20 protein-coding genes are annotated in these 15,994 nt (G+C 70.4%); 9 read left to right on the forward strand and 11 right to left on the reverse strand.

Features of this window, described 5'->3' with window-relative positions; translation table 11 throughout:
• Positions 1–109: 109 nt before the first annotated feature.
• Entirely contained in the window at positions 110–1,186 is a 1,077-nt protein-coding gene (locus AB0J64_RS42140) for a hypothetical protein (RefSeq protein ID WP_364040767.1), read from the forward strand.
• Here AB0J64_RS42140 and AB0J64_RS42145 read toward each other — a convergent pair.
• Entirely contained in the window at positions 1,176–1,685 is a 510-nt protein-coding gene (locus AB0J64_RS42145) for a hypothetical protein (RefSeq protein WP_364040770.1), read from the reverse strand. The two genes, AB0J64_RS42140 and AB0J64_RS42145, sit on opposite strands and share 11 nt — an antisense overlap.
• A gap of 123 nt (positions 1,686–1,808) precedes the next feature.
• Between AB0J64_RS42145 and AB0J64_RS42150 the strand changes: the two genes are divergently transcribed.
• Complete coding sequence (locus AB0J64_RS42150) at positions 1,809–2,480, forward strand: response regulator transcription factor (protein WP_364040772.1); 672 nt, start codon at positions 1,809–1,811, stop codon at positions 2,478–2,480.
• The gene (locus tag AB0J64_RS42155; protein ID WP_364040774.1) at positions 2,477–3,796 is read left to right on the forward strand and encodes an ATP-binding protein; all 1,320 of its coding nucleotides are present in this window, start codon (positions 2,477–2,479) and stop codon (positions 3,794–3,796) included. Before AB0J64_RS42150 ends, AB0J64_RS42155 begins: the two co-directional genes overlap by 4 nt.
• Before the next feature lie 115 nt (positions 3,797–3,911).
• On the opposite strand, the gene AB0J64_RS42160 is transcribed toward AB0J64_RS42155, so the two are convergent.
• From AB0J64_RS42160 to AB0J64_RS42180, 5 genes are all read right to left on the reverse strand, one after another.
• Positions 3,912–4,871: a GNAT family N-acetyltransferase gene (locus AB0J64_RS42160; RefSeq protein WP_364040776.1), complete on the reverse strand. Its 960-nt coding sequence runs from the start codon at positions 4,869–4,871 to the stop codon at positions 3,912–3,914.
• Positions 4,872–4,881: 10 nt separating this feature from the next.
• Positions 4,882–5,217 (reverse strand): hypothetical protein, encoded by a 336-nt coding sequence (locus AB0J64_RS42165; RefSeq protein WP_364040779.1) that lies wholly within the window; start codon positions 5,215–5,217, stop codon positions 4,882–4,884.
• The gene (locus AB0J64_RS42170) at positions 5,214–5,597 is read right to left on the reverse strand and encodes an SgcJ/EcaC family oxidoreductase (RefSeq protein ID WP_364040782.1); all 384 of its coding nucleotides are present in this window, start codon (positions 5,595–5,597) and stop codon (positions 5,214–5,216) included. Before AB0J64_RS42170 ends, AB0J64_RS42165 begins: the two co-directional genes overlap by 4 nt.
• Positions 5,598–5,709: 112 nt before the next feature.
• Positions 5,710–6,282 (reverse strand): PadR family transcriptional regulator, encoded by a 573-nt coding sequence (locus AB0J64_RS42175; RefSeq protein ID WP_364040785.1) that lies wholly within the window; start codon positions 6,280–6,282, stop codon positions 5,710–5,712.
• A 35-nt stretch (positions 6,283–6,317) separates the two neighbouring features.
• Positions 6,318–7,112, reverse strand: a complete 795-nt coding sequence (locus AB0J64_RS42180) for an MBL fold metallo-hydrolase (protein WP_364040788.1) — start codon at positions 7,110–7,112, stop codon at positions 6,318–6,320.
• A gap of 30 nt (positions 7,113–7,142) precedes the next feature.
• On the opposite strand from AB0J64_RS42180, the gene AB0J64_RS42185 reads away from it, so the two are divergent.
• A complete protein-coding gene (locus AB0J64_RS42185) occupies positions 7,143–7,574 on the forward strand; it encodes a VOC family protein (protein ID WP_364040791.1) in 432 nt (143 codons plus the stop codon).
• Here AB0J64_RS42185 and AB0J64_RS42190 read toward each other — a convergent pair.
• The 3 genes from AB0J64_RS42190 to AB0J64_RS42200 form a co-directional block, all read right to left on the reverse strand.
• Positions 7,567–8,205 carry a response regulator transcription factor gene (locus tag AB0J64_RS42190; RefSeq protein ID WP_344999475.1) on the reverse strand — a complete coding sequence of 213 codons (639 nt, stop codon included), beginning with the start codon at positions 8,203–8,205 and terminating at the stop codon, positions 7,567–7,569. The genes AB0J64_RS42185 and AB0J64_RS42190 overlap by 8 nt on opposite strands.
• Positions 8,196–9,338: a histidine kinase gene (locus tag AB0J64_RS42195; RefSeq protein WP_364040796.1), complete on the reverse strand. Its 1,143-nt coding sequence runs from the start codon at positions 9,336–9,338 to the stop codon at positions 8,196–8,198. Before AB0J64_RS42195 ends, AB0J64_RS42190 begins: the two co-directional genes overlap by 10 nt.
• Positions 9,339–9,401: 63 nt before the next feature.
• Positions 9,402–10,202, reverse strand: a complete 801-nt coding sequence (locus AB0J64_RS42200) for an alpha/beta hydrolase (RefSeq protein WP_364040799.1) — start codon at positions 10,200–10,202, stop codon at positions 9,402–9,404.
• A gap of 83 nt (positions 10,203–10,285) precedes the next feature.
• Between AB0J64_RS42200 and AB0J64_RS42205 the strand changes: the two genes are divergently transcribed.
• The 3 genes from AB0J64_RS42205 (at position 10,286) to AB0J64_RS42215 (ending at position 12,491) form a co-directional block, all read left to right on the forward strand.
• Entirely contained in the window at positions 10,286–10,672 is a 387-nt protein-coding gene (locus tag AB0J64_RS42205) for a hypothetical protein (protein ID WP_344999481.1), read from the forward strand.
• Positions 10,673–10,674: 2 nt separating this feature from the next.
• Positions 10,675–11,070 (forward strand): hypothetical protein, encoded by a 396-nt coding sequence (locus tag AB0J64_RS42210; protein ID WP_364040803.1) that lies wholly within the window; start codon positions 10,675–10,677, stop codon positions 11,068–11,070.
• Positions 11,071–11,153: 83 nt separating this feature from the next.
• Entirely contained in the window at positions 11,154–12,491 is a 1,338-nt protein-coding gene (locus AB0J64_RS42215) for a hypothetical protein (RefSeq protein ID WP_364040806.1), read from the forward strand.
• Positions 12,492–12,501: 10 nt separating this feature from the next.
• Here AB0J64_RS42215 and AB0J64_RS42220 read toward each other — a convergent pair whose 3' ends face one another.
• Complete coding sequence (locus tag AB0J64_RS42220) at positions 12,502–12,933, reverse strand: protein-tyrosine phosphatase family protein (protein ID WP_364040809.1); 432 nt, start codon at positions 12,931–12,933, stop codon at positions 12,502–12,504.
• A 91-nt stretch (positions 12,934–13,024) separates the two neighbouring features.
• A complete protein-coding gene (locus AB0J64_RS42225; RefSeq protein ID WP_364040812.1) occupies positions 13,025–13,690 on the reverse strand; it encodes a GntR family transcriptional regulator in 666 nt (221 codons plus the stop codon).
• Between the two features lie 25 nt (positions 13,691–13,715).
• Between AB0J64_RS42225 and AB0J64_RS42230 the strand changes: the two genes are divergently transcribed.
• Together AB0J64_RS42230 and AB0J64_RS42235 are read left to right on the forward strand one after the other, a co-directional pair.
• Positions 13,716–14,660, forward strand: coding sequence for a pyridoxal-phosphate dependent enzyme (locus AB0J64_RS42230; RefSeq protein WP_364040815.1), 945 nt, complete (start codon positions 13,716–13,718; stop codon positions 14,658–14,660).
• A gap of 308 nt (positions 14,661–14,968) precedes the next feature.
• Positions 14,969–15,838, forward strand: coding sequence for a hypothetical protein (locus AB0J64_RS42235; protein ID WP_364040818.1), 870 nt, complete (start codon positions 14,969–14,971; stop codon positions 15,836–15,838).
• Positions 15,839–15,994 lie beyond the last annotated feature (156 nt).

Here is a 15,994-nt window from a genome sequence, read left to right on the forward strand (position 1 = left end):
TATCCGGTCTCGCCCAGCACGGTCTCGGCGGCGGGATGAACGGGGATGATCCGCTTCCCTGTTCGGGGCCCCGTTGACGCGCCACCAAGCGCTTGCTACAAACCCGAGCATGGCCCTCTCCCCGCTGGACGACTACCCCGTTCACCAGACCGCCCAGGTCATGCGGCACGTCGCCGCCTCCGATCGCAACTTCTACGACCGCTACTACTTCAACTGCCACCCCGGCACCGACGAGCTCATGCTGATCGTCGGCCTCGGCCAGTACCCCAACCTGGGCGTCACCGACGCCTTCGCCTGCGTACGCCACAGGGACCTGCACCGCGTCGTACGGGCCTCCCGCGAGCTGGGCCCCGACCGGATGAACACCGTTATAGGCCCGTTCCGCGTCGAGGTGCTCGAAGGGCTCAAGCGCCTCAGGGTGGTCCTGGAGCCGAACGAGCACGGCCTGGCCTTCGACCTCCTCTGGGAGGGCACGATCCCGGCGACCCTGGAGCCGCGGCACTTCCTGCGGTGGCAGGAGCGGGTCATGTTCGACTCGGTACGGCTGGCGCAGACAGGGCTCTGGTCCGGAAATATCAGGATCGGCGAGGAGGACATACCGGTCACGCCCGACCGCTGGCAGGGCACCAGGGACCGGTCCTGGGGCATCAGGCCGGTCGGCGAGCCCGAGCCGCCCGGCATCCAGGCCAAGAACCCGGGCACGTTCTACTGGCTCTACGCGCCCATGCGGTTCGACGACCACGCCATCCTCTGCATCATCCAGGAGGACGAGCGCGGCCGCAGGGTGCTGGAGGAGGCCGTACGCGTCTGGTCCGACGGACGCGAGGAGGAGTACCTCGGCAGGCCGGAGTACCGCCCGGTCTATGCCCCCGGCACCCGCGACGTCGTCGAGGCCACGATCACCTTCTCCCCGCCCGGCGGCAAGCCGTTCGACGTGCGCTGCACTCCCCTCCTGCCGGTGCACCTCATGGTCGGCACCGGCTACGGGCTCGAGCCCGACTGGAAGCACGGGATGTACCAGGGCGAGGGGCCCGTCGTGCAGGGCGTGACGTACCGGCTGCCCGACGACGCCGCCAGGATGTGGGGCATGGTGGACGCCGTCGGGCGCTTCGAGTACGACGGGCTCGTCGGCCACGGGCTCTACGAGTACTGGGCGCTGGGGCCGCACCCGTCCTTTACGGAGTGATCTGGTCGGCCTTCTCGCAGATGATCCTCACCTTCATGGCGTCCTTGGGCGCGCCGGCCGGCGGCTGCACGTGTACAGGTCCCCAGTCCCCGGGCTCCGCCGGCTGCGCAGGGACGGCCTCCACGCTCTCGGGGAGCTCCCCATCCGGGAGCCGCTCGACCTTCACGCCGTCCGGGAGCTTCTCGACCTTGACCGCGCCCGGCGGGAGCGCCTCGGCCTTGACCGCGTCCCGCGGGAGCGCCTCGGCCTTGGCCACGTCCGGCGGAAGGGTCTCGCCCTCGGGAAGGCGCTTGGTCCTCGCCCAGCCGCCGGGCTCGCCGTCACGCGTGATCGCCTTGCTGCCGATCTCGGGCAGGGTGATGGTCTTGCCGTCGGCGGTCTTGCAGGTCACCTTGGCGCCGGGAGCGGCCGGGCTCTCGTCGGCCATGGCGGAGCCGGCCAGGCCGGTGACGGCGAGTACGGCGACCGCGCCGAGCACCGCGAGACGTCGCTTGAACATGGATTCTCCTCACTGGGATCGGTCGAACGCCTCGAGACTGGCGCGGCGTACCTTAAACGATCCTGAAGAGGGCCTAAATGATCTTCAGGTTGGCTTTAGGTGGCCTGAGGCACCCTGATCGGTGTGCGAGTGCTACTGGTGGAGGACGAGGAGCGGCTGGCCGACCTGGTGAAGGGCGGTCTGGCGGGCGAGGGCTTCGCGGTGGACGTGGCCCACGACGGGCGCGACGGCCTGTGGATGGCCACCGAGAACACGTACGACGTGATCGTCCTGGACGTGATGCTGCCCAGGATGAACGGGTACGCGCTCTGCTCCAGGCTGCGCGAGGCGGGCGACTGGACGCCGATCATGATGCTCACGGCCAAGGACGGCATCTACGACGAGGCCGAGGCGCTCGACAACGGGGCCGACGACTATCTGGCCAAGCCGTTCTCGTACGTGGTGCTGCTGGCCAGGTTACGGGCGCTGGTGCGGCGGGGCGGACGGGAGCGGCCCGTCTCGATCACCGTGGGCGACCTGGTCGTCGACCCCGCCGCGCTGAAGTGCCGCAGGGGCGAGGCGGAGATCGCGCTGACGCCGAAGGAGTTCGCGGTGCTGCACGCGCTCGCGCGCCGGGCCGGCGAGGTGGTCTCCAAGAGCGAACTGCTGGCCCAGGCCTGGGACTTCTCCTACGACGGCGACCCGAACATCGTCGAGGTCTACATCAGCGCCCTCCGTCGTAAGATCGACGTGCCCTTCGCCAGGACGACGCTCATGACGGTCCGCGGGGCCGGCTACCGGTTGGAGGCGGCGTGAAGCTGGTGGCCGTGCTCTCCTCGGTGCGCCTGAAGGCGACCGTCGCCGCCACCCTCGTGGTCGCCCTCGCCCTGGGCCTGGCGGCCCTGTCGCTGGTGGCCGTCCTGCGCAGCACGCTGCAGCGCAACGCCGACGCCGAGGCGGCCAAGAAGGCCGTGGCCGCGGTGCCGTACGCGGAGGCCATGGAGATCGTACGCGCCGACAAGGCACCCACCACCGCGGGAGAGCCCCCGCCGATCCAGATCGCGAGCAAGGGTGGCGTGATCCGGCTGAGCGACGGCACGACGGCCAAGTTCGCCGACCCCGACGTGCTGCTGACCGACGACAAGGCGGCCTCGACCGCCGAGTGGGCGGAGCCGCGGAAGTACGCCGTCGCCGGACTCAAGGTGAGCACCGCGGCCGGTCCCGCCACGGTCTGGTCGCGGGTCTCCCTGGACGGCGCCGAGGAGGCGCTGCGGACGCTGTACGGCGCGCTGCTGCCCGGCGTGCCCGCCGTGCTGCTCGTGGTGGCCGGGATGACGTGGATCTCAGTGGGCCGCGCGCTCGCCCCCGTGGCCGCCATCAGGGCCAAGGTGGCCGACATCACCGCCCGCGACCTGCACCAGCGCGTGCCCGTGCCCGGCTCGAAGGACGAGATCGCCGCGCTGGCCACGACCGTGAACGGCACCCTCGACCGCCTGGAGACGGCGGTGGAGACGCACAAGCGCTTCGTCGCGGACGCGGCGCACGAGCTGCGCAGCCCCATCGCCACCCTGCGCGCCCGCCTGGAGCTGGCCGCGCCCAGTGAGCTCACCCGGGAGGCGCTGGCCGACGTCGAACGCCTGCAGTCCCTGGCCGCCGACCTGCTCATCCTGGCCAAGCTGGACGCCGGCGAGCCGCTGCGCACGGCCGAGCTGGACCTGGGCCAGGTGGCCGCCGAGGAGTCCCTCCGGGCCCGGCGCCGCCCCGACGTGCGGGTGGAGCTGGACATCGAGCCGGACGTCGTGATGAACGGCTCGCGTGCCCACCTCGACCGCCTGGTGACGAACCTGGCCGACAACGCGGTACGGCACGCCGCCTCCACCGTCCGGGTCCGCGTACGTGCGGTGGAGGGACAGGCCGTGCTGGAGGTGCAGGACGACGGGCCCGGGATCCCGCCGGAGCAGCGGGAGGCGGTGTTCGCCCGCTTCACCAGGCTCGACGAGGCGCGGGCCAGGGACGCCGGCGGTGCCGGGCTCGGGCTGCCGATCGCGCGGGACATCGCCCTGCTGCACGAGGGCACGCTGGAGTACGCAGATTCCGGATTCGTCGCGAAATTTCCCCTGAAAACCGCATGAACCAGCTGATAATCCGGAGACGTGTGGATGGTTGAAGGAGCAACCATGCTCACACGCCGCAGCGCCATCTGCACCCACCAGGGCTGCGCGGTGGCGAGCGTCAGCAAGGGGACGATCAGGCTCGCTTGATCCGCAGGGCGTAGGTCGTGCTGCGCTTGGCGATCTCGAAGCCCGCGCGGGAGTACACCCGGACGGCTCCCGTGGGATTGTGAGCGTCGACGCCGAGCCCGGTGCTCTCGTACCCCTGATCCCTGAACGTGGCAAGGGCGTGCCCGATCAGCGCGCTCGCCACGCCCTTGCCGCGCCACTCCCTCAATGTGGCGATGATCTGGATCCACGCCTGGCGCTCGCCGCGCCGCGCGGCCCGCGCCTCGAAGAAGTGGGTGATCAGCACGCCCACCGCGCGACCGTCGGCCAGCGCCACGAACGACGACTCGGGGCGGAAGTTCCTGGAGCCGCTGATGAGAGCGCGCCAGCTCTCGGGGGTGTGCTGCACGCTGCCCCAATGGTCGCGGAACGCCTCGTTGCGCACGTGGCGGGCGCCGTCGTCCAGCTCGGGCGACCAGGTGGCGATGGACACGCCGTCCGGCGACCCGGGCGCGGGCAGGTCGCCCGCCAGGCTCCGTTCCATGCGGGCGAACGTGCGCACGGGGGCGAACCCGGCCTGCTCCACCAGCGCGGTGAGACCTGGCTGACCGTCGTAGACGTCGAGCTGGAGCTCCAGAGGGACGCCGGGGTAAGCCTTCTCGCTCACCTCCGGCGCCGTCTGGACGCACCAGTCGATGACGCGCCTGCCGAGCCCTTGCCTGCGGTAGGACGGGTGCACGCCGCCCGTGATGTGCATCAGGTGAACGCCGTCGGCGGACTGCCTGACCGGGAGAGAGCCGAAGGCCGCGATCCGATCGCCGTCCCTGGCCGCGAGCGTGCCCTCGGCCAGGTCGATCAGCTCGCTGGAGAGGTGCTCCGCGACGTCGTCGACGCCGTACAGCATGCCCATCCTGTCTTCGGCCTCCATGGCGGCCCAGAGCTCGGCCAGGGGCCGGGCGTCCTCCCGGGTCAGGGGTCCCCATTCCATGGTCGGCAGCTTAGGCGAGCCTGGTGGCGCACCCCAACTGCTGTCCGATGTGGGCCAGACCCTCGGCGAACCCCCGGCGCGTGCGCTCGCGGAACCCGATGAAGAGCCGGTTGCCCAGGGCGACGGCCCAGTGGTTGCCCGCCACGTCGTAGACGCGGTGGACCAGGCGCGTGCCCTCGGGGTCGGGGGTGACCGACCATTCTCCGCGGTACCACCAGCCGCCCTGGTAGGCCAGGCTGTGCTCGCCCTGCTCCGTGCTCGGGACGCGCTGGACGAGCACCGGCCACACTTCCTCGACCGGGGCGGCGATCACTCCGGCGACCTCGGTGATGAGCCGCCTGCTCATGGCTTGCGCACCCGGGTGTTGTGGAAGGAGGCGAAACGCCAACCCTCAGGGGTGCGCAGCGCGGTCAGCGTGATGGCGGACTCGCGGCCTGGGTCGGGCTCGCCGTTCACGGACGAGGTGCCGCCCACGATCACGAGGGCGACGTCGTCGGTGAGCGGCTTGATCAGCGGCTCCGGGCCTCCACCCGCCAGCTTGATGTCGAGCTGGAACAGCCCGCGGTGCGCCTCCTCGATGGCCTGCCTGCCCTTCAGGTGCTGGCCGAAGAACGTGATGTAGTCGGCGTCCTCGGTGAAGAGCCCGGCGTAGCCCTCGGAGTCCCCGGCGTTCCAGGTCTCCGCGATGCGCGCGAGCAGGCGAAAGATCTCTTTCTCTGTGGACATGGCACAGCTCCCTGTGTCGCGGCGCCTATCCTGTGAATGCGAGTTCGGGCAGGGCAGGCGCCTTGTTCGGATGTCCGGCCGCCGGGGTGTTGGCGCACTCCGGCGGCCTCTTTCACAGCTCGGCTGTGGTCTCCCAGTCGAGCTCGCCTCTGTCGAGCCGGTCGATCAGCCTCCTGACCCAATCGAGCTCGGCGGTGTAGAGCGCCTGCTCGCACTCCACCTCCAGCATGAGGATCTCGGGCAGGCCGCTGTCGGCGATGGCCCTCCTGTGAGCCTCCATCCCGGCGAGGAGGCCCTCGATCGAGGCCGTCCGGCCGCGCAGCGCCCGCTTGGCCTCCGTCAGCGGCAGGCAGCCGATGAGCGAGACGGCCGCGACGAAGCCGCGCCGGTCGGGGTCGGGCTTCTCCAGGAGCTGACGGAGCCGGGTGGCCAGCTCTTCACGGCCCTCGTCGGTGATCTCGTAGACCGTGCGCTCCGGCCTGCGGCCCTCGCGGTCGGTCTTGGCGGGCACGATCAGCTCGTCCTTGGCCAGCCGCTCGACCGCGTGGTAGAGGCTGCGCGGCAGGCCGGTGATGTAGTCCTTGTGCGTGTCGATGATGAACCGGTGCAGCTCGTACGGGTGGCTCGGGCGCACAGTGAGCAGGGCCAGCACGGTCAGGCCGACCAAGCTCTGGCGTTGCGCCATGATGCCTCCTTCTATATTGCACTTTGCAATATAGCTTAGGCGTCGAGCTGCAGGAAGGCCCTGTCGATCGCCTCCCTGGTCACGTCCTCCGAATAGGGGAAGAGCTTGATCAGGTCGCGCAGACCCTCCACGTGGGCCCGCCTGGCGAGCTCGGCCACGAGGACGAGCTCCTCGTGCTGCGCCTGCGCGAACGCCCGGTCCACCACCGCGCCGTGCCCCGGCACGATCACCTGCTCGGGCAGCTCGTCCAGCATCGCCGCCATGGTGGCCGGCCAGTCGAGCGGGTACGAGTCGCTGAACGCCGGCGGCGCCCCCTCCTCCACCAGGTCACCGGCGAACACCACACCCGCGTCGGGAACGTGCACGACGATGTCGTTGCTGCTGTGCCCGAGCCCGAAATGCCGCAGGTGCACAATGCGACCGCCGATGTCGAGGCTGGCCGCGGCCGTGAACGTGTGGTCCGGCGGGACGATCGCGACCTCCTCGAACTCCTCACGCCGCTCGGGCTTCGCCTCGATCATCATGGTGCGTTGCTGCACGCCGTACTGCTCGATCTCCTCGGCGCACCTGACGTGACCCCAGATCTCGGCGGGGCCGAAGAGCGCGTTGCCAAAGAAGTGGTCGAAATGGGAGTGGCTGTTCACGACCGTCCACGGGCTGCCGGTGATCCTCCTGACCGCCTCGATCAGGTCCGCCGCCTCCCTGTGCGAGGCACGCGTGTCGAGCACCAGGCAGTGCCCGTCGCCCACGACCAGACCCACGTTCATGTCGTACGACTGGTGGCGCCGGACATAGACCCGGTCACCGACCTCAAGCCACTGCTCGTTCATGCCAAGGAACCCTACTTTTAGGATTGGGTCATGGCATATGACTTCCAGGTCGTGATCGACACGAGCGACCCTCACCGGCTGGCGGACTGGTGGGCCGACGCACTCGGATGGAAGGTGGAGCCCCAGGACGAGGCGTTCATCCGCGGGATGATCGAGAAGGGCTATGCCACCGACGACGACACGACCCGCCACAACGGCGCGCTGGTCTGGAGGTCCGGCACGGCCATCAGGCATCCCGACGGCCTCGAGCGCGCGCCGCGCGTGCTGTTCCAGCTCGTGCCCGAGCCCAAGACGGTCAAGAACCGCGTGCACCTCGACATCCGGGTGGGCGCCGACAACATCGACCCCGTGGTCGAGCGGCTCACCGCCAAGGGCGCGACCGTGCTGCACCGCGGCCGCCAGGGGCCCAACTGGTGGGTGACCATCGCCGACCCGGAGGGCAACGAGCTCTGCATCACCTGAGGTAGGCCAGCACCGCCAGCACCCTCCTGTGCCCGTCGGACTCGGGCGGCAGGTCGAGCTTGGCGAAGATGTTCGCGATGTGCTTGGCCACGGCCGCCTCGGTGACGAACAGCTCCTTGGCGATCGACGCGTTCGTCCGCCCCTCGGCGATCAGGCCGAGCACCTGCTGCTCGCGCGGGGTGAGCCTGGCCAGCGGGTCGCGCCGCCGCCTCAGGAGCTGGCGGACCACCTCCGGGTCCACGACCGTGCCGCCGGCGGCCACCCGGTCGAGCGCCTCCACGAACTCGCGCACATCACCTATGCGGTCTTTCAGCAGGTAGCCGATGCCGGCGCCGGCGCCCGACTCCAGCAGCTCGGCCGCGTACGTCTGCTCGACGTACTGGCTGAGCACCAGCACGGCCAGCTCCGGGTGGCGTTCGCGCAGCTCCAGCGCGGCCCGCAGCCCCTCGTCGGAGAAGCCGGGCGGCATCCGCACGTCGGTCACCACGGCGTCGGGGCGGTGCTCGGCGACGGCGGCGAGCAGGGCGGGCGCGTCGCCGACCGAGGCGGCCACGGTGTGGCCGAACCGTTCGAGCAGGCCGACCAGGCCCTCCCGCAGCAGTACGGCGTCCTCCGCGATCACTACCCGCACGGGATCTCCACTCGTATCAACGTCGGCCCTCCGACCGGGCTGGACAGGGACAGTCTCCCGCCCACCACGGCCAGCCGGTCGGCCAGCCCGGTCAGCCCCGTCCCCTTGGCCGGGTCGGCGCCGCCCGCGCCGTCGTCGCGCACCTCGACGACCAGCGTGCCGCGCTCCACCCGCGCCGTGACGGCGCCGCTGGTGGCCCGGCTGTGCTTGGCGAGGTTCGCCAGCGCCTCGCTGACCACGTAGTACGCGGTGACCTCCACCGGCGCGGGCAACCGGCCGTCGAGCTCGACGGCCACATCCACGGGTACGGGCGAGCGCCCCGCCACGTCGCGGACCGCCGCGCCCAGCCCGCGGTCGGTGAGCACCTGCGAGTGCACGCCCCTGATCAGCTCGCGCAGTTCGGCCAGCGCCTGCTTGGCCTCGTCGTGGGCGCGCTCGATCAGCCGGCCCGTGGGAGAGCCGTCCGGCAGGTCCAGCCTGGCCAGGCCGAGCGTCATCGACAGGGAGACCAGCCGCTGCTGCGCGCCGTCGTGCAGGTCCCGCTCGATCCTGCGGCGCTCCATCTCGAACGCGTCCACCAGCCTCGCCCGTGACCGCAGCACCTCGCTCAGCTCGGAGGCCTGCGGCGCGAGCATCGCCCGTACCATCGCCCCTCTCGCGCCGCCCCAGGCGGTGATCGTGTACGCGGCGACGGGCAGCAGCAGCACACCTCCCACGGAGACCACGAAGGCGACCGAGTCGGCGAGCGGCTGCACGACCGGCGAGAGGATCAGGATCACCGGCCCGCCGACCGTGAACGCCAGCATGATCAGGTCGATCCACCACAGCGCGAGCACCGTGAGGACGGCCAGCGCCGCCTCCCGTCGACGCCTGTCCGGCACCTCGGGCAGCGGTACGCCGTCCACGAGCCGCAGCCTCCGCCGCTCGAACCAGGCGACAAGGGGGAGGCTCAGCATCAGCACGACCGGCGCCACGAACCAGCCCAGCGGGATCGTGGCGAACACCGCGACCCCGACGGCCACGCCTGGAACGGCGCTGGCCAGCAGGTACGCCGCGGAACGCCAGGGCCAGGCCGAGCCCAGGAAGGGCAGCGGCCGCCGCGTGAGCGCCTCCAGCGCGGTCCGATTGAGCACCTTCCGACCGTATCCACCGGGGAGGGGAGGGGCAGTAGTGCTGGGTCTACCTCGTACGGGCGATCATCGTCTGAGGAAGCGGGCGAGCACCGGGGCCAGCGCCTTCGGGTCGACCATGTGCGTCTGGCCCTCGATGATCTCGCGTACGGCGCCGGGGACGAACGCGGCGATCGCGTCCGCGGCCCGGTCGAAGAAGTCACCTCCCCCGCCCACGTACGAATCCGCGCTGGCCCCGCCGGTGGCCACCAGCGTCGGGCAGGCGATCACCACCAGACGGTCGGCGGGTGGCCGGCCGTCGCCCAGGCAGGCGGCGTCGTACGCGAGGGTGTGCGCGACGGCCTCGAGCCCCGGCCACGCCGGGGAGTTGCGGGCCTGCTCCACCATCTCCTCCGTGGCGCCCGCCGTCGCCATGAACAGGGCGAACGCCTCTCCCCTGCGACCCTCGGCCAGCAGCGCGTGGAGCCGCCCGACGTATTCGCGCCAGCGCTCCCGCCCGTCGGGGGCCAGGTTGTACGGCACCTCGTACACGGCCAGCTTGGCGATCGGGAGCCCGGCGGCCGCGGCCTCGAGCGCCAGCGCGCCGCCCGACGAGGCCCCGAACAGGTGCGCGGCCCCGCCCGCCTCGGCGATGAGCGCGGCGATGTCCTCGATCTCGCGTTCGACCGCGTACGGGAGCGTGTCGCCGCTGTCGCCCCGGCCGCGCCGGTCGTAGTTGTAGACGGTGAACCTGCCCGACAGCTCCTGCGCGAGCTGCGCGTTCCCGGAGCGGTCGACCGTGGCGCCGCCGACCAGGATGATCGCCGGGCCGTCGCCGAGGCGTTCGTATGCGATGGACGTGCCGTCTTTCGCCGTGACGCGGTGCATATGACTCCTCAGGAGGCCCTTATGACCATCCGATCTCGCTGGGTGACTATCGGCGGCGGCGTTACAGGACTACCGTCGTGCGTATGGCGATGCCCATTCCATCACGGCGGAATTCCGCGGACAACGACAAAGCCCCCGACACCCCCGCCCCGCCGTCGTGGCCAATGTCGGCTCCTCGGCTTTCCCGGGGGGACCAATCAGATGAAACAACATCAATCATCGTAAATTTAGACAAGGCGACACTTGATGCGGTTCATCAGAAAGCGCGCTCCGATGGCCGTATGATTTCCGACGTGATTCGCGCCGCCGTGGAGCGTGAAGTCGCCAACATGACACATGCGACCATCCTGATCCAGCGCTGGAACCTGCAGTGTGAAGACCTGGACCGGGCGGCCGACGCACTGCAGGTGGACCGGATTTCGGATGAAGTGATGCTCGGGCTCGGCCTGCATCGGAATCAAGAGGATTGACCATGCTTCCTGGGCGGGTTCTCGATGTGGGGGCGCTCGTCGACATAGCGGTCGCCAAGACGAACCATTCCCGCAGCATCGCGGCGCTCTGCCTTTACCGGGGCGGCGGGCTGTGCATTCCGGCCACCGCGCTGACGCTCGTCTATTCGATCGTCCCGCTCGCGACAAAAGCCGAGCTCTTCGATCTGATCAGCAGCCCGGCCGTGCGGGTCGACGAACTCAGCGCCGGAAAGGTGCCCGACATCGCGGAGATCCTCGACGGGTCGCCCGACATCACCGCCGGCCACGTGATTTTATGCGCGCGGGCCACCCGCTGGCCGATCCTGACCGACCGCCCGGACATCCTGCGCATCCTCGATCCGGCGATCCCCGTGGATCCGCTCCCCGAGCAGAACTGACCGGCACGGAAACTCTCGGCCGGTCAGTGTCCGGAACACCCACTATTGTGGGGGCCTCGGACACACGAGGAAGCAGATCCACCTTGGCTCATCGCGCCCTGGTCATCGCCATGCTGCCCGCGGTCGGGCTGCGACTGCTCGCCGTGCTCGGGTTCCCGCCGTCGATCCTCTTCTACGGCGACTCGTTCGCCTTCCTGCGCGAGGACCTGACGCCCGGCACGACCAGGCCCTCCGGATACTCGCTGCTCCTCGCGCTGCTCCGCCCCGCGCACAGCCTCACGCTGGTGACCGTCCTGCAGCACCTGCTCATGCTCGGGCTCGCGGTGGCGGTGTACGCCCTGCTGAGGCGGCGCGGCCTGCCGGGCTGGGGCGCCGCCCTGCTGGTCACCCCGCTGCTGTATGACGAGTTCCTCATCCTGCTCGAGCACATGATCATGGCGGACGCCGTCTTCATCGTGCTGGTCACGGTCGCGATCCTGCTCATCGTCCGGCGCGTCACCCCTGCCACGGCCGCCGTCGGCGGCGTGCTGCTCGGCCTGGCCGGGATCACCAGGACCGTCGGCCTGCCGCTGCTGATCCTGACGGCCGCGTACCTGCTGATCAGGAGGTACGGCTGGCGCCCGCTCGTGGCGCTGCTGGTGGCCGGCGCGATCCCCTTGGGCGCGTACGCCACCTGGATGAAGGTGGAGAAGGGGAAGTTCGCGCTGACCGAGGCGGACGGGAACTTCCTGTGGTCCAGGACCATGAGCTTCGCCGACTGCTCGGTGATCAAGCCGCCGGAGCGGCTGGCCGTGCTCTGCCCGGACATGCCGGTGGCGCAGCGCCCGTACCCGCCGCACTGGCTGTGGGAGAGCTTCTCGCCGCTGCTCAAGGTGCCGGGGACGGGCAATCGCAACCAGCTCGCCGGGGAGTTCGCCAGGCAGGCCATCCTCGCGCAGCCGGTCGAGTATCTCGGGGCGGTCGCGACCGATCTCACGCAGCTGCTGCGCTGGGAGCGTACGGCCGTGGACGAGAAGACGCCGTACAAGCTGCCCGCCGCGGAGCGGCCGCTGAGCGGGTCGGTGCGGGGGGTGGCGGAGTCGTACGAGGCCGGGCCGGCCGCCACCCGGGTGGTCGAGCCGTTCGCGGGGTGGCTGCGCGCGTACCAGCGGTTCGGTTATGTGCCGTTCCCGCTGCTCATGCTGGCCCTGGTCGGCGCCTTGGCGGCGGCGCTGGTGCGGCGCCGGTGGGACGCGCTGCTGCCCGGCGTGGCGGCGCTCGCGCTGGTCGTCTCCCCGCCGTTCCTTGCCGCCTATGACGTGCGGTACGTGATCCCGGCGATCCCGCTGATCTGCCTGACCGTGGGGCTGACCCTCGGCGCCCGCTCGTCGTCCCCCCGGGAGCAGGCCGAGGCCGCGCGAGAGCCGCTCAACGTGGGCTGAGCCGGTGCCGCTATCCCTGGAAGCGGGCGACGAAGCGGCGCTGCCAGGGGGTCTCGACGGCGTGTGCCGAGTAGTGCTCGCGTACGTAGGCGACGGCCTGGTCGTTGGGCACCCCGTCGAGCACGGCCAGGCAGGCCAGCGCCGTGCCGGTGCGTCCGCGACCGCCGCCGCAGGCGACCTCGACACGCTCGGACTCGGCGCGCGCCCATGCCTCACGCAACGCCTCGGCGGTCGCCTCCCGGTCGGACGGCAGCCAGAAGTCGGGCCAGCGCACCCACCGGTGCTCCCAGTCGACGGACGGGGGGCGGCGGCCGAGCAGGTAGAGAGCGAACTGCGGGCGCGGGCCCTCCGGAAGCGGATGTCTCAGGCCACGGCCCCGGACGAGCCTGCCCGAGGGCAGTCGCAGCACGTCTGACGCTGTGGGCTCCCAGGTCGTGATCATGACGGAAGCGTAGTCGCCGCCGTCAGGCCGGGCTTCGTTCTTCAGCTCTCGGCTGATCGGCGTATGTGTATACGATGAACGAGCCGGGCGACTACTCCTGGTCGAGCCAGGCGAGGACGACCTCCATGCCCTGGCGCCAATGCTCTTCGACCACATCCGCCGCGCGGGGGAAGTCGCGGGCGATGACCGCGGCGAGCAGCTCGCGGTGCTGCTGGTCGGCCCGATCGCGGGAGCGGGTCTCACGCATGTAGGCCAGCTCGTAGCGGGAGAGGTTGACGCGGAGCCGGGTGGTGAGCGACATGAGGTGCCGGCTGCCCGACGCGGCCACGAGTGTGCCGTGCCAGAGGGTGTCGAGCCGCCAGCGTCGCACCGCGTCGTCGCAGCCCTCCAACTCGTCGAGCGTGCGGTGCAGGGTGGCCATCGCCGCCGCGTCCGGCGCGTGCGCGGTGCGGAGGGCGAGCCCTTCGAGCGCGCCCAGGATGGGGTAGAGCTCGGCGACCTCCCGGCGGTCCAGCGACCGGACGGTGAAGCCCCTGGCCAGGGCCGACGACAGCACCCCCTCCGACTCCAGCCTGAGCAGGGCCTCGCGGATCGGGGTGCGGGACACCTGCAGCGCGCGGCTCAGCGCGGCCTCCGTGATCGACGCCCCCGGCGGGTAGTGCCCGGACAGGAGGGAGTCGACGATCCGGGCATACACCGCTTCGCGCAACGGCTCGTTGCGCTGGATCGCCTGCGGCGCGAGGTCTGGAGATCTCATCCCGCTCATCGTATACGATGATCGCATGCCGACCCCCCGCCTGTCGCTCGAGAGCATCGAGTGGGCCAGCGAGCTCATCGATCCCGCCTTCCTCCACACTCCCCAATTCGTGCACACCGGGCTCTCCCGACGGCTGGGGCGCGACACGCTGATCAAGGTGGAGACGCTCAACCCGATCGGCTCGTTCAAGGGCCGTGGTGCCGACCACTTCATGCGGGGCGTGCCCGCCGACCGGCAGGTGGTGTGCGCGTCGGCGGGCAACTTCGGCCAGGCCGTCGCCTATGCGGCCAGGGCGCGCGGGACAGCGGTGACGGTCTTCGCGGCGACCAGCGCCAACCAGGCGAAGGTGGCCGCGATGCGGGAGCTGGGGGCGCGGGTCGAGCTGACCGGGGCCGATTTCGACGAGGCCAAGGCCGAGGCGCGCGCGTACGTCGAGCGGCATCCCGAGTGTCTGTTCGTCGAGGACGGCCACGAGCCGCGCATCGCCGAAGGCGCCGGCACCATCGCCGTGGAGCTGGCGCCCATGGATGTCGGCACGATGCTCGTCCCCGTCGGTAACGGGGCGCTGATCAGTGGCATCGGGTGCTGGATGAAGGCACGCTCGCCGCACACCCGGATCGTGGGGGTGTGCGCGGCCGGAGCCCCGGCGATGGCGCACAGCTGGCGCGAGGGCAGGCCGGTGTCGTCCCCGCAGGCGGCGACAGCGGCCGACGGCATCGCCGTCCGGGTGCCGGTGCCGGTGGCCGTCGACTGGATGCGGGAGTACGTGGACGACGTCGTCCTGGTGTCGGAGGAGGCGATCCGCGAGGCGCTCGTCGTCGTACGCGACACGCTGGGGCTGCTCGTCGAGCCTTCGGGCGCGGTGGGCATCGCGGCGGCGCTCCAGCACGAGTTCGCCGACGCGCCCCTTGCCACGATCATCACGGGCGGCAATCTCTCTGACGACCTGCGGGCGAAGCTCACTTCGTAGGCCGAAATGCGAGGTTTTCGGACGATTTGGGGGTGAGTTGGCCGGGCGCGATCGCGGGCTTGGCATCTGACCGTGGGGACCGCTTGATGATCTTGGTCAACCCCCGGCAGTGGCACGCGGTCCGGCCTCGCGAGACCAGACCTGGGCAAACGTGATGATGACTCGCTTTGGGGCTGAAGTTGACTCCTGGGCCTCCAGCTTTCTGACGTGATTTGTGGTAATTATGGTGACTGCTGGTGAACTCTCCCTCATTCTTTGTTATGGTCGCTCCTCGTCCGGGATTGGGACAACCCTTACCTAGGAGGATCATGCGGACCCCGAGGATCGTCGCCCTCACGACTGCAGTGGCGGCGGCCGCCGCTCCCATGCTGGCTCTCGCGTCCCCAGCGATCGCCGATCAGCGCACCACGACCACCACTCAGACCGTCCAGAACAGCCCGCTGGACTGGCTCTCCCTTCCGGCTCTCGGCGCCACCGATTGGCTGACGAAGGTCAAGTCGTTGCTGAGCACCGGCTACGTGCCCGAGGTGTTGAGCGTGACCAACGCGGCCAACCCGCAGTACACGTCCGTCTGGGTCAAGGACACCACCCGCAAGGTGAACGTCCTGCAGGGCCTGTCGGCGACCAGCCTGCAGCAGCGCATCACTGACCAGCTGAAGCTCGGCTACGTGCCGACGCTCATTTCCGGCACCGGTTCGGGACCGGGCGCGGTCTTCGCCGCGGTCTTCGAGAAGGCCACCGAGAAGGTCCAGTCGAAGCTCGACCTGACCAAGGACGCCTTCGTCACCCTCAACACCAAGCTCGCCGCCGCCGGTTACACCCTGGCCTCGCTGGACGTGTACGGCACGGCCGAGAAGCCCCTCTACGCGGCCGTCTGGGCCGTCGGGGGCGTCGCGGGCGCCGTCCAGGTGACCACCGGCCAGACCGTCGAGCAGCGCGGCCAGGAGCTGCTGGCCAAGACGAAGCAGGGCCTGCAGCCCGTTCTCATGTCCATCGAGCCCGGCAACCTCTACACCACCGTGTGGAGCAAGGGCAGCGCGACCGGCCTGAAGGAATACCTGAAGCTGTCCCGCGTGACGTACACGCTCAAGGCGACCGAGATGAAGGCGCTGGGATACAAGCCCGAGGTCCTGGACACCAACGGCGACACCATCGCGGCGATCTGGAGCAAGGGCTAGGAAGCGGCGCCCCGCCGGGGCCGCGGTGCCGAGTCCGGCCACCCCGTCTGATCCCTGGGACGGCTCCGCCGGGCACGTCACCAGGCGGTGCGATGACCCGAATCACTGTTCCTCTCCCTCGCAGTGCTCGGGTCGCGTGCTGCCTCCACCGCGTCC

The organism is Nonomuraea sp. NPDC049695 (genome assembly GCF_040674955.1).
GTDB classification, from domain to species: domain Bacteria; phylum Actinomycetota; class Actinomycetes; order Streptosporangiales; family Streptosporangiaceae; genus Nonomuraea; species Nonomuraea helvata.

Excerpts from the sequence above, each read along its gene's own strand:
- AB0J64_RS42140 (WP_364040767.1), top strand. The coding sequence starts at position 110 with ATGGCCCTCTCCCCGCTGGACGACTACCCCGTTCACCAGACCGCCCAG.
- AB0J64_RS42145 (WP_364040770.1), bottom strand. The coding sequence starts at position 1,685 with ATGTTCAAGCGACGTCTCGCGGTGCTCGGCGCGGTCGCCGTACTCGCC.
- AB0J64_RS42160 (WP_364040776.1), bottom strand. The coding sequence starts at position 4,871 with ATGGAATGGGGACCCCTGACCCGGGAGGACGCCCGGCCCCTGGCCGAG.
- AB0J64_RS42165 (WP_364040779.1), bottom strand. The coding sequence starts at position 5,217 with ATGAGCAGGCGGCTCATCACCGAGGTCGCCGGAGTGATCGCCGCCCCG.
- AB0J64_RS42170 (WP_364040782.1), bottom strand. The coding sequence starts at position 5,597 with ATGTCCACAGAGAAAGAGATCTTTCGCCTGCTCGCGCGCATCGCGGAG.
- AB0J64_RS42175 (WP_364040785.1), bottom strand. The coding sequence starts at position 6,282 with ATGGCGCAACGCCAGAGCTTGGTCGGCCTGACCGTGCTGGCCCTGCTC.
- AB0J64_RS42180 (WP_364040788.1), bottom strand. The coding sequence starts at position 7,112 with ATGAACGAGCAGTGGCTTGAGGTCGGTGACCGGGTCTATGTCCGGCGC.
- AB0J64_RS42185 (WP_364040791.1), top strand. The coding sequence starts at position 7,143 with ATGGCATATGACTTCCAGGTCGTGATCGACACGAGCGACCCTCACCGG.
- AB0J64_RS42200 (WP_364040799.1), bottom strand. The coding sequence starts at position 10,202 with ATGCACCGCGTCACGGCGAAAGACGGCACGTCCATCGCATACGAACGC.
- AB0J64_RS42205 (WP_344999481.1), top strand. The coding sequence starts at position 10,286 with ATGGCGATGCCCATTCCATCACGGCGGAATTCCGCGGACAACGACAAA.
- AB0J64_RS42210 (WP_364040803.1), top strand. The coding sequence starts at position 10,675 with ATGCTTCCTGGGCGGGTTCTCGATGTGGGGGCGCTCGTCGACATAGCG.
- AB0J64_RS42220 (WP_364040809.1), bottom strand. The coding sequence starts at position 12,933 with ATGATCACGACCTGGGAGCCCACAGCGTCAGACGTGCTGCGACTGCCC.
- AB0J64_RS42225 (WP_364040812.1), bottom strand. The coding sequence starts at position 13,690 with ATGAGATCTCCAGACCTCGCGCCGCAGGCGATCCAGCGCAACGAGCCG.
- AB0J64_RS42230 (WP_364040815.1), top strand. The coding sequence starts at position 13,716 with ATGCCGACCCCCCGCCTGTCGCTCGAGAGCATCGAGTGGGCCAGCGAG.
- AB0J64_RS42235 (WP_364040818.1), top strand. The coding sequence starts at position 14,969 with ATGCGGACCCCGAGGATCGTCGCCCTCACGACTGCAGTGGCGGCGGCC.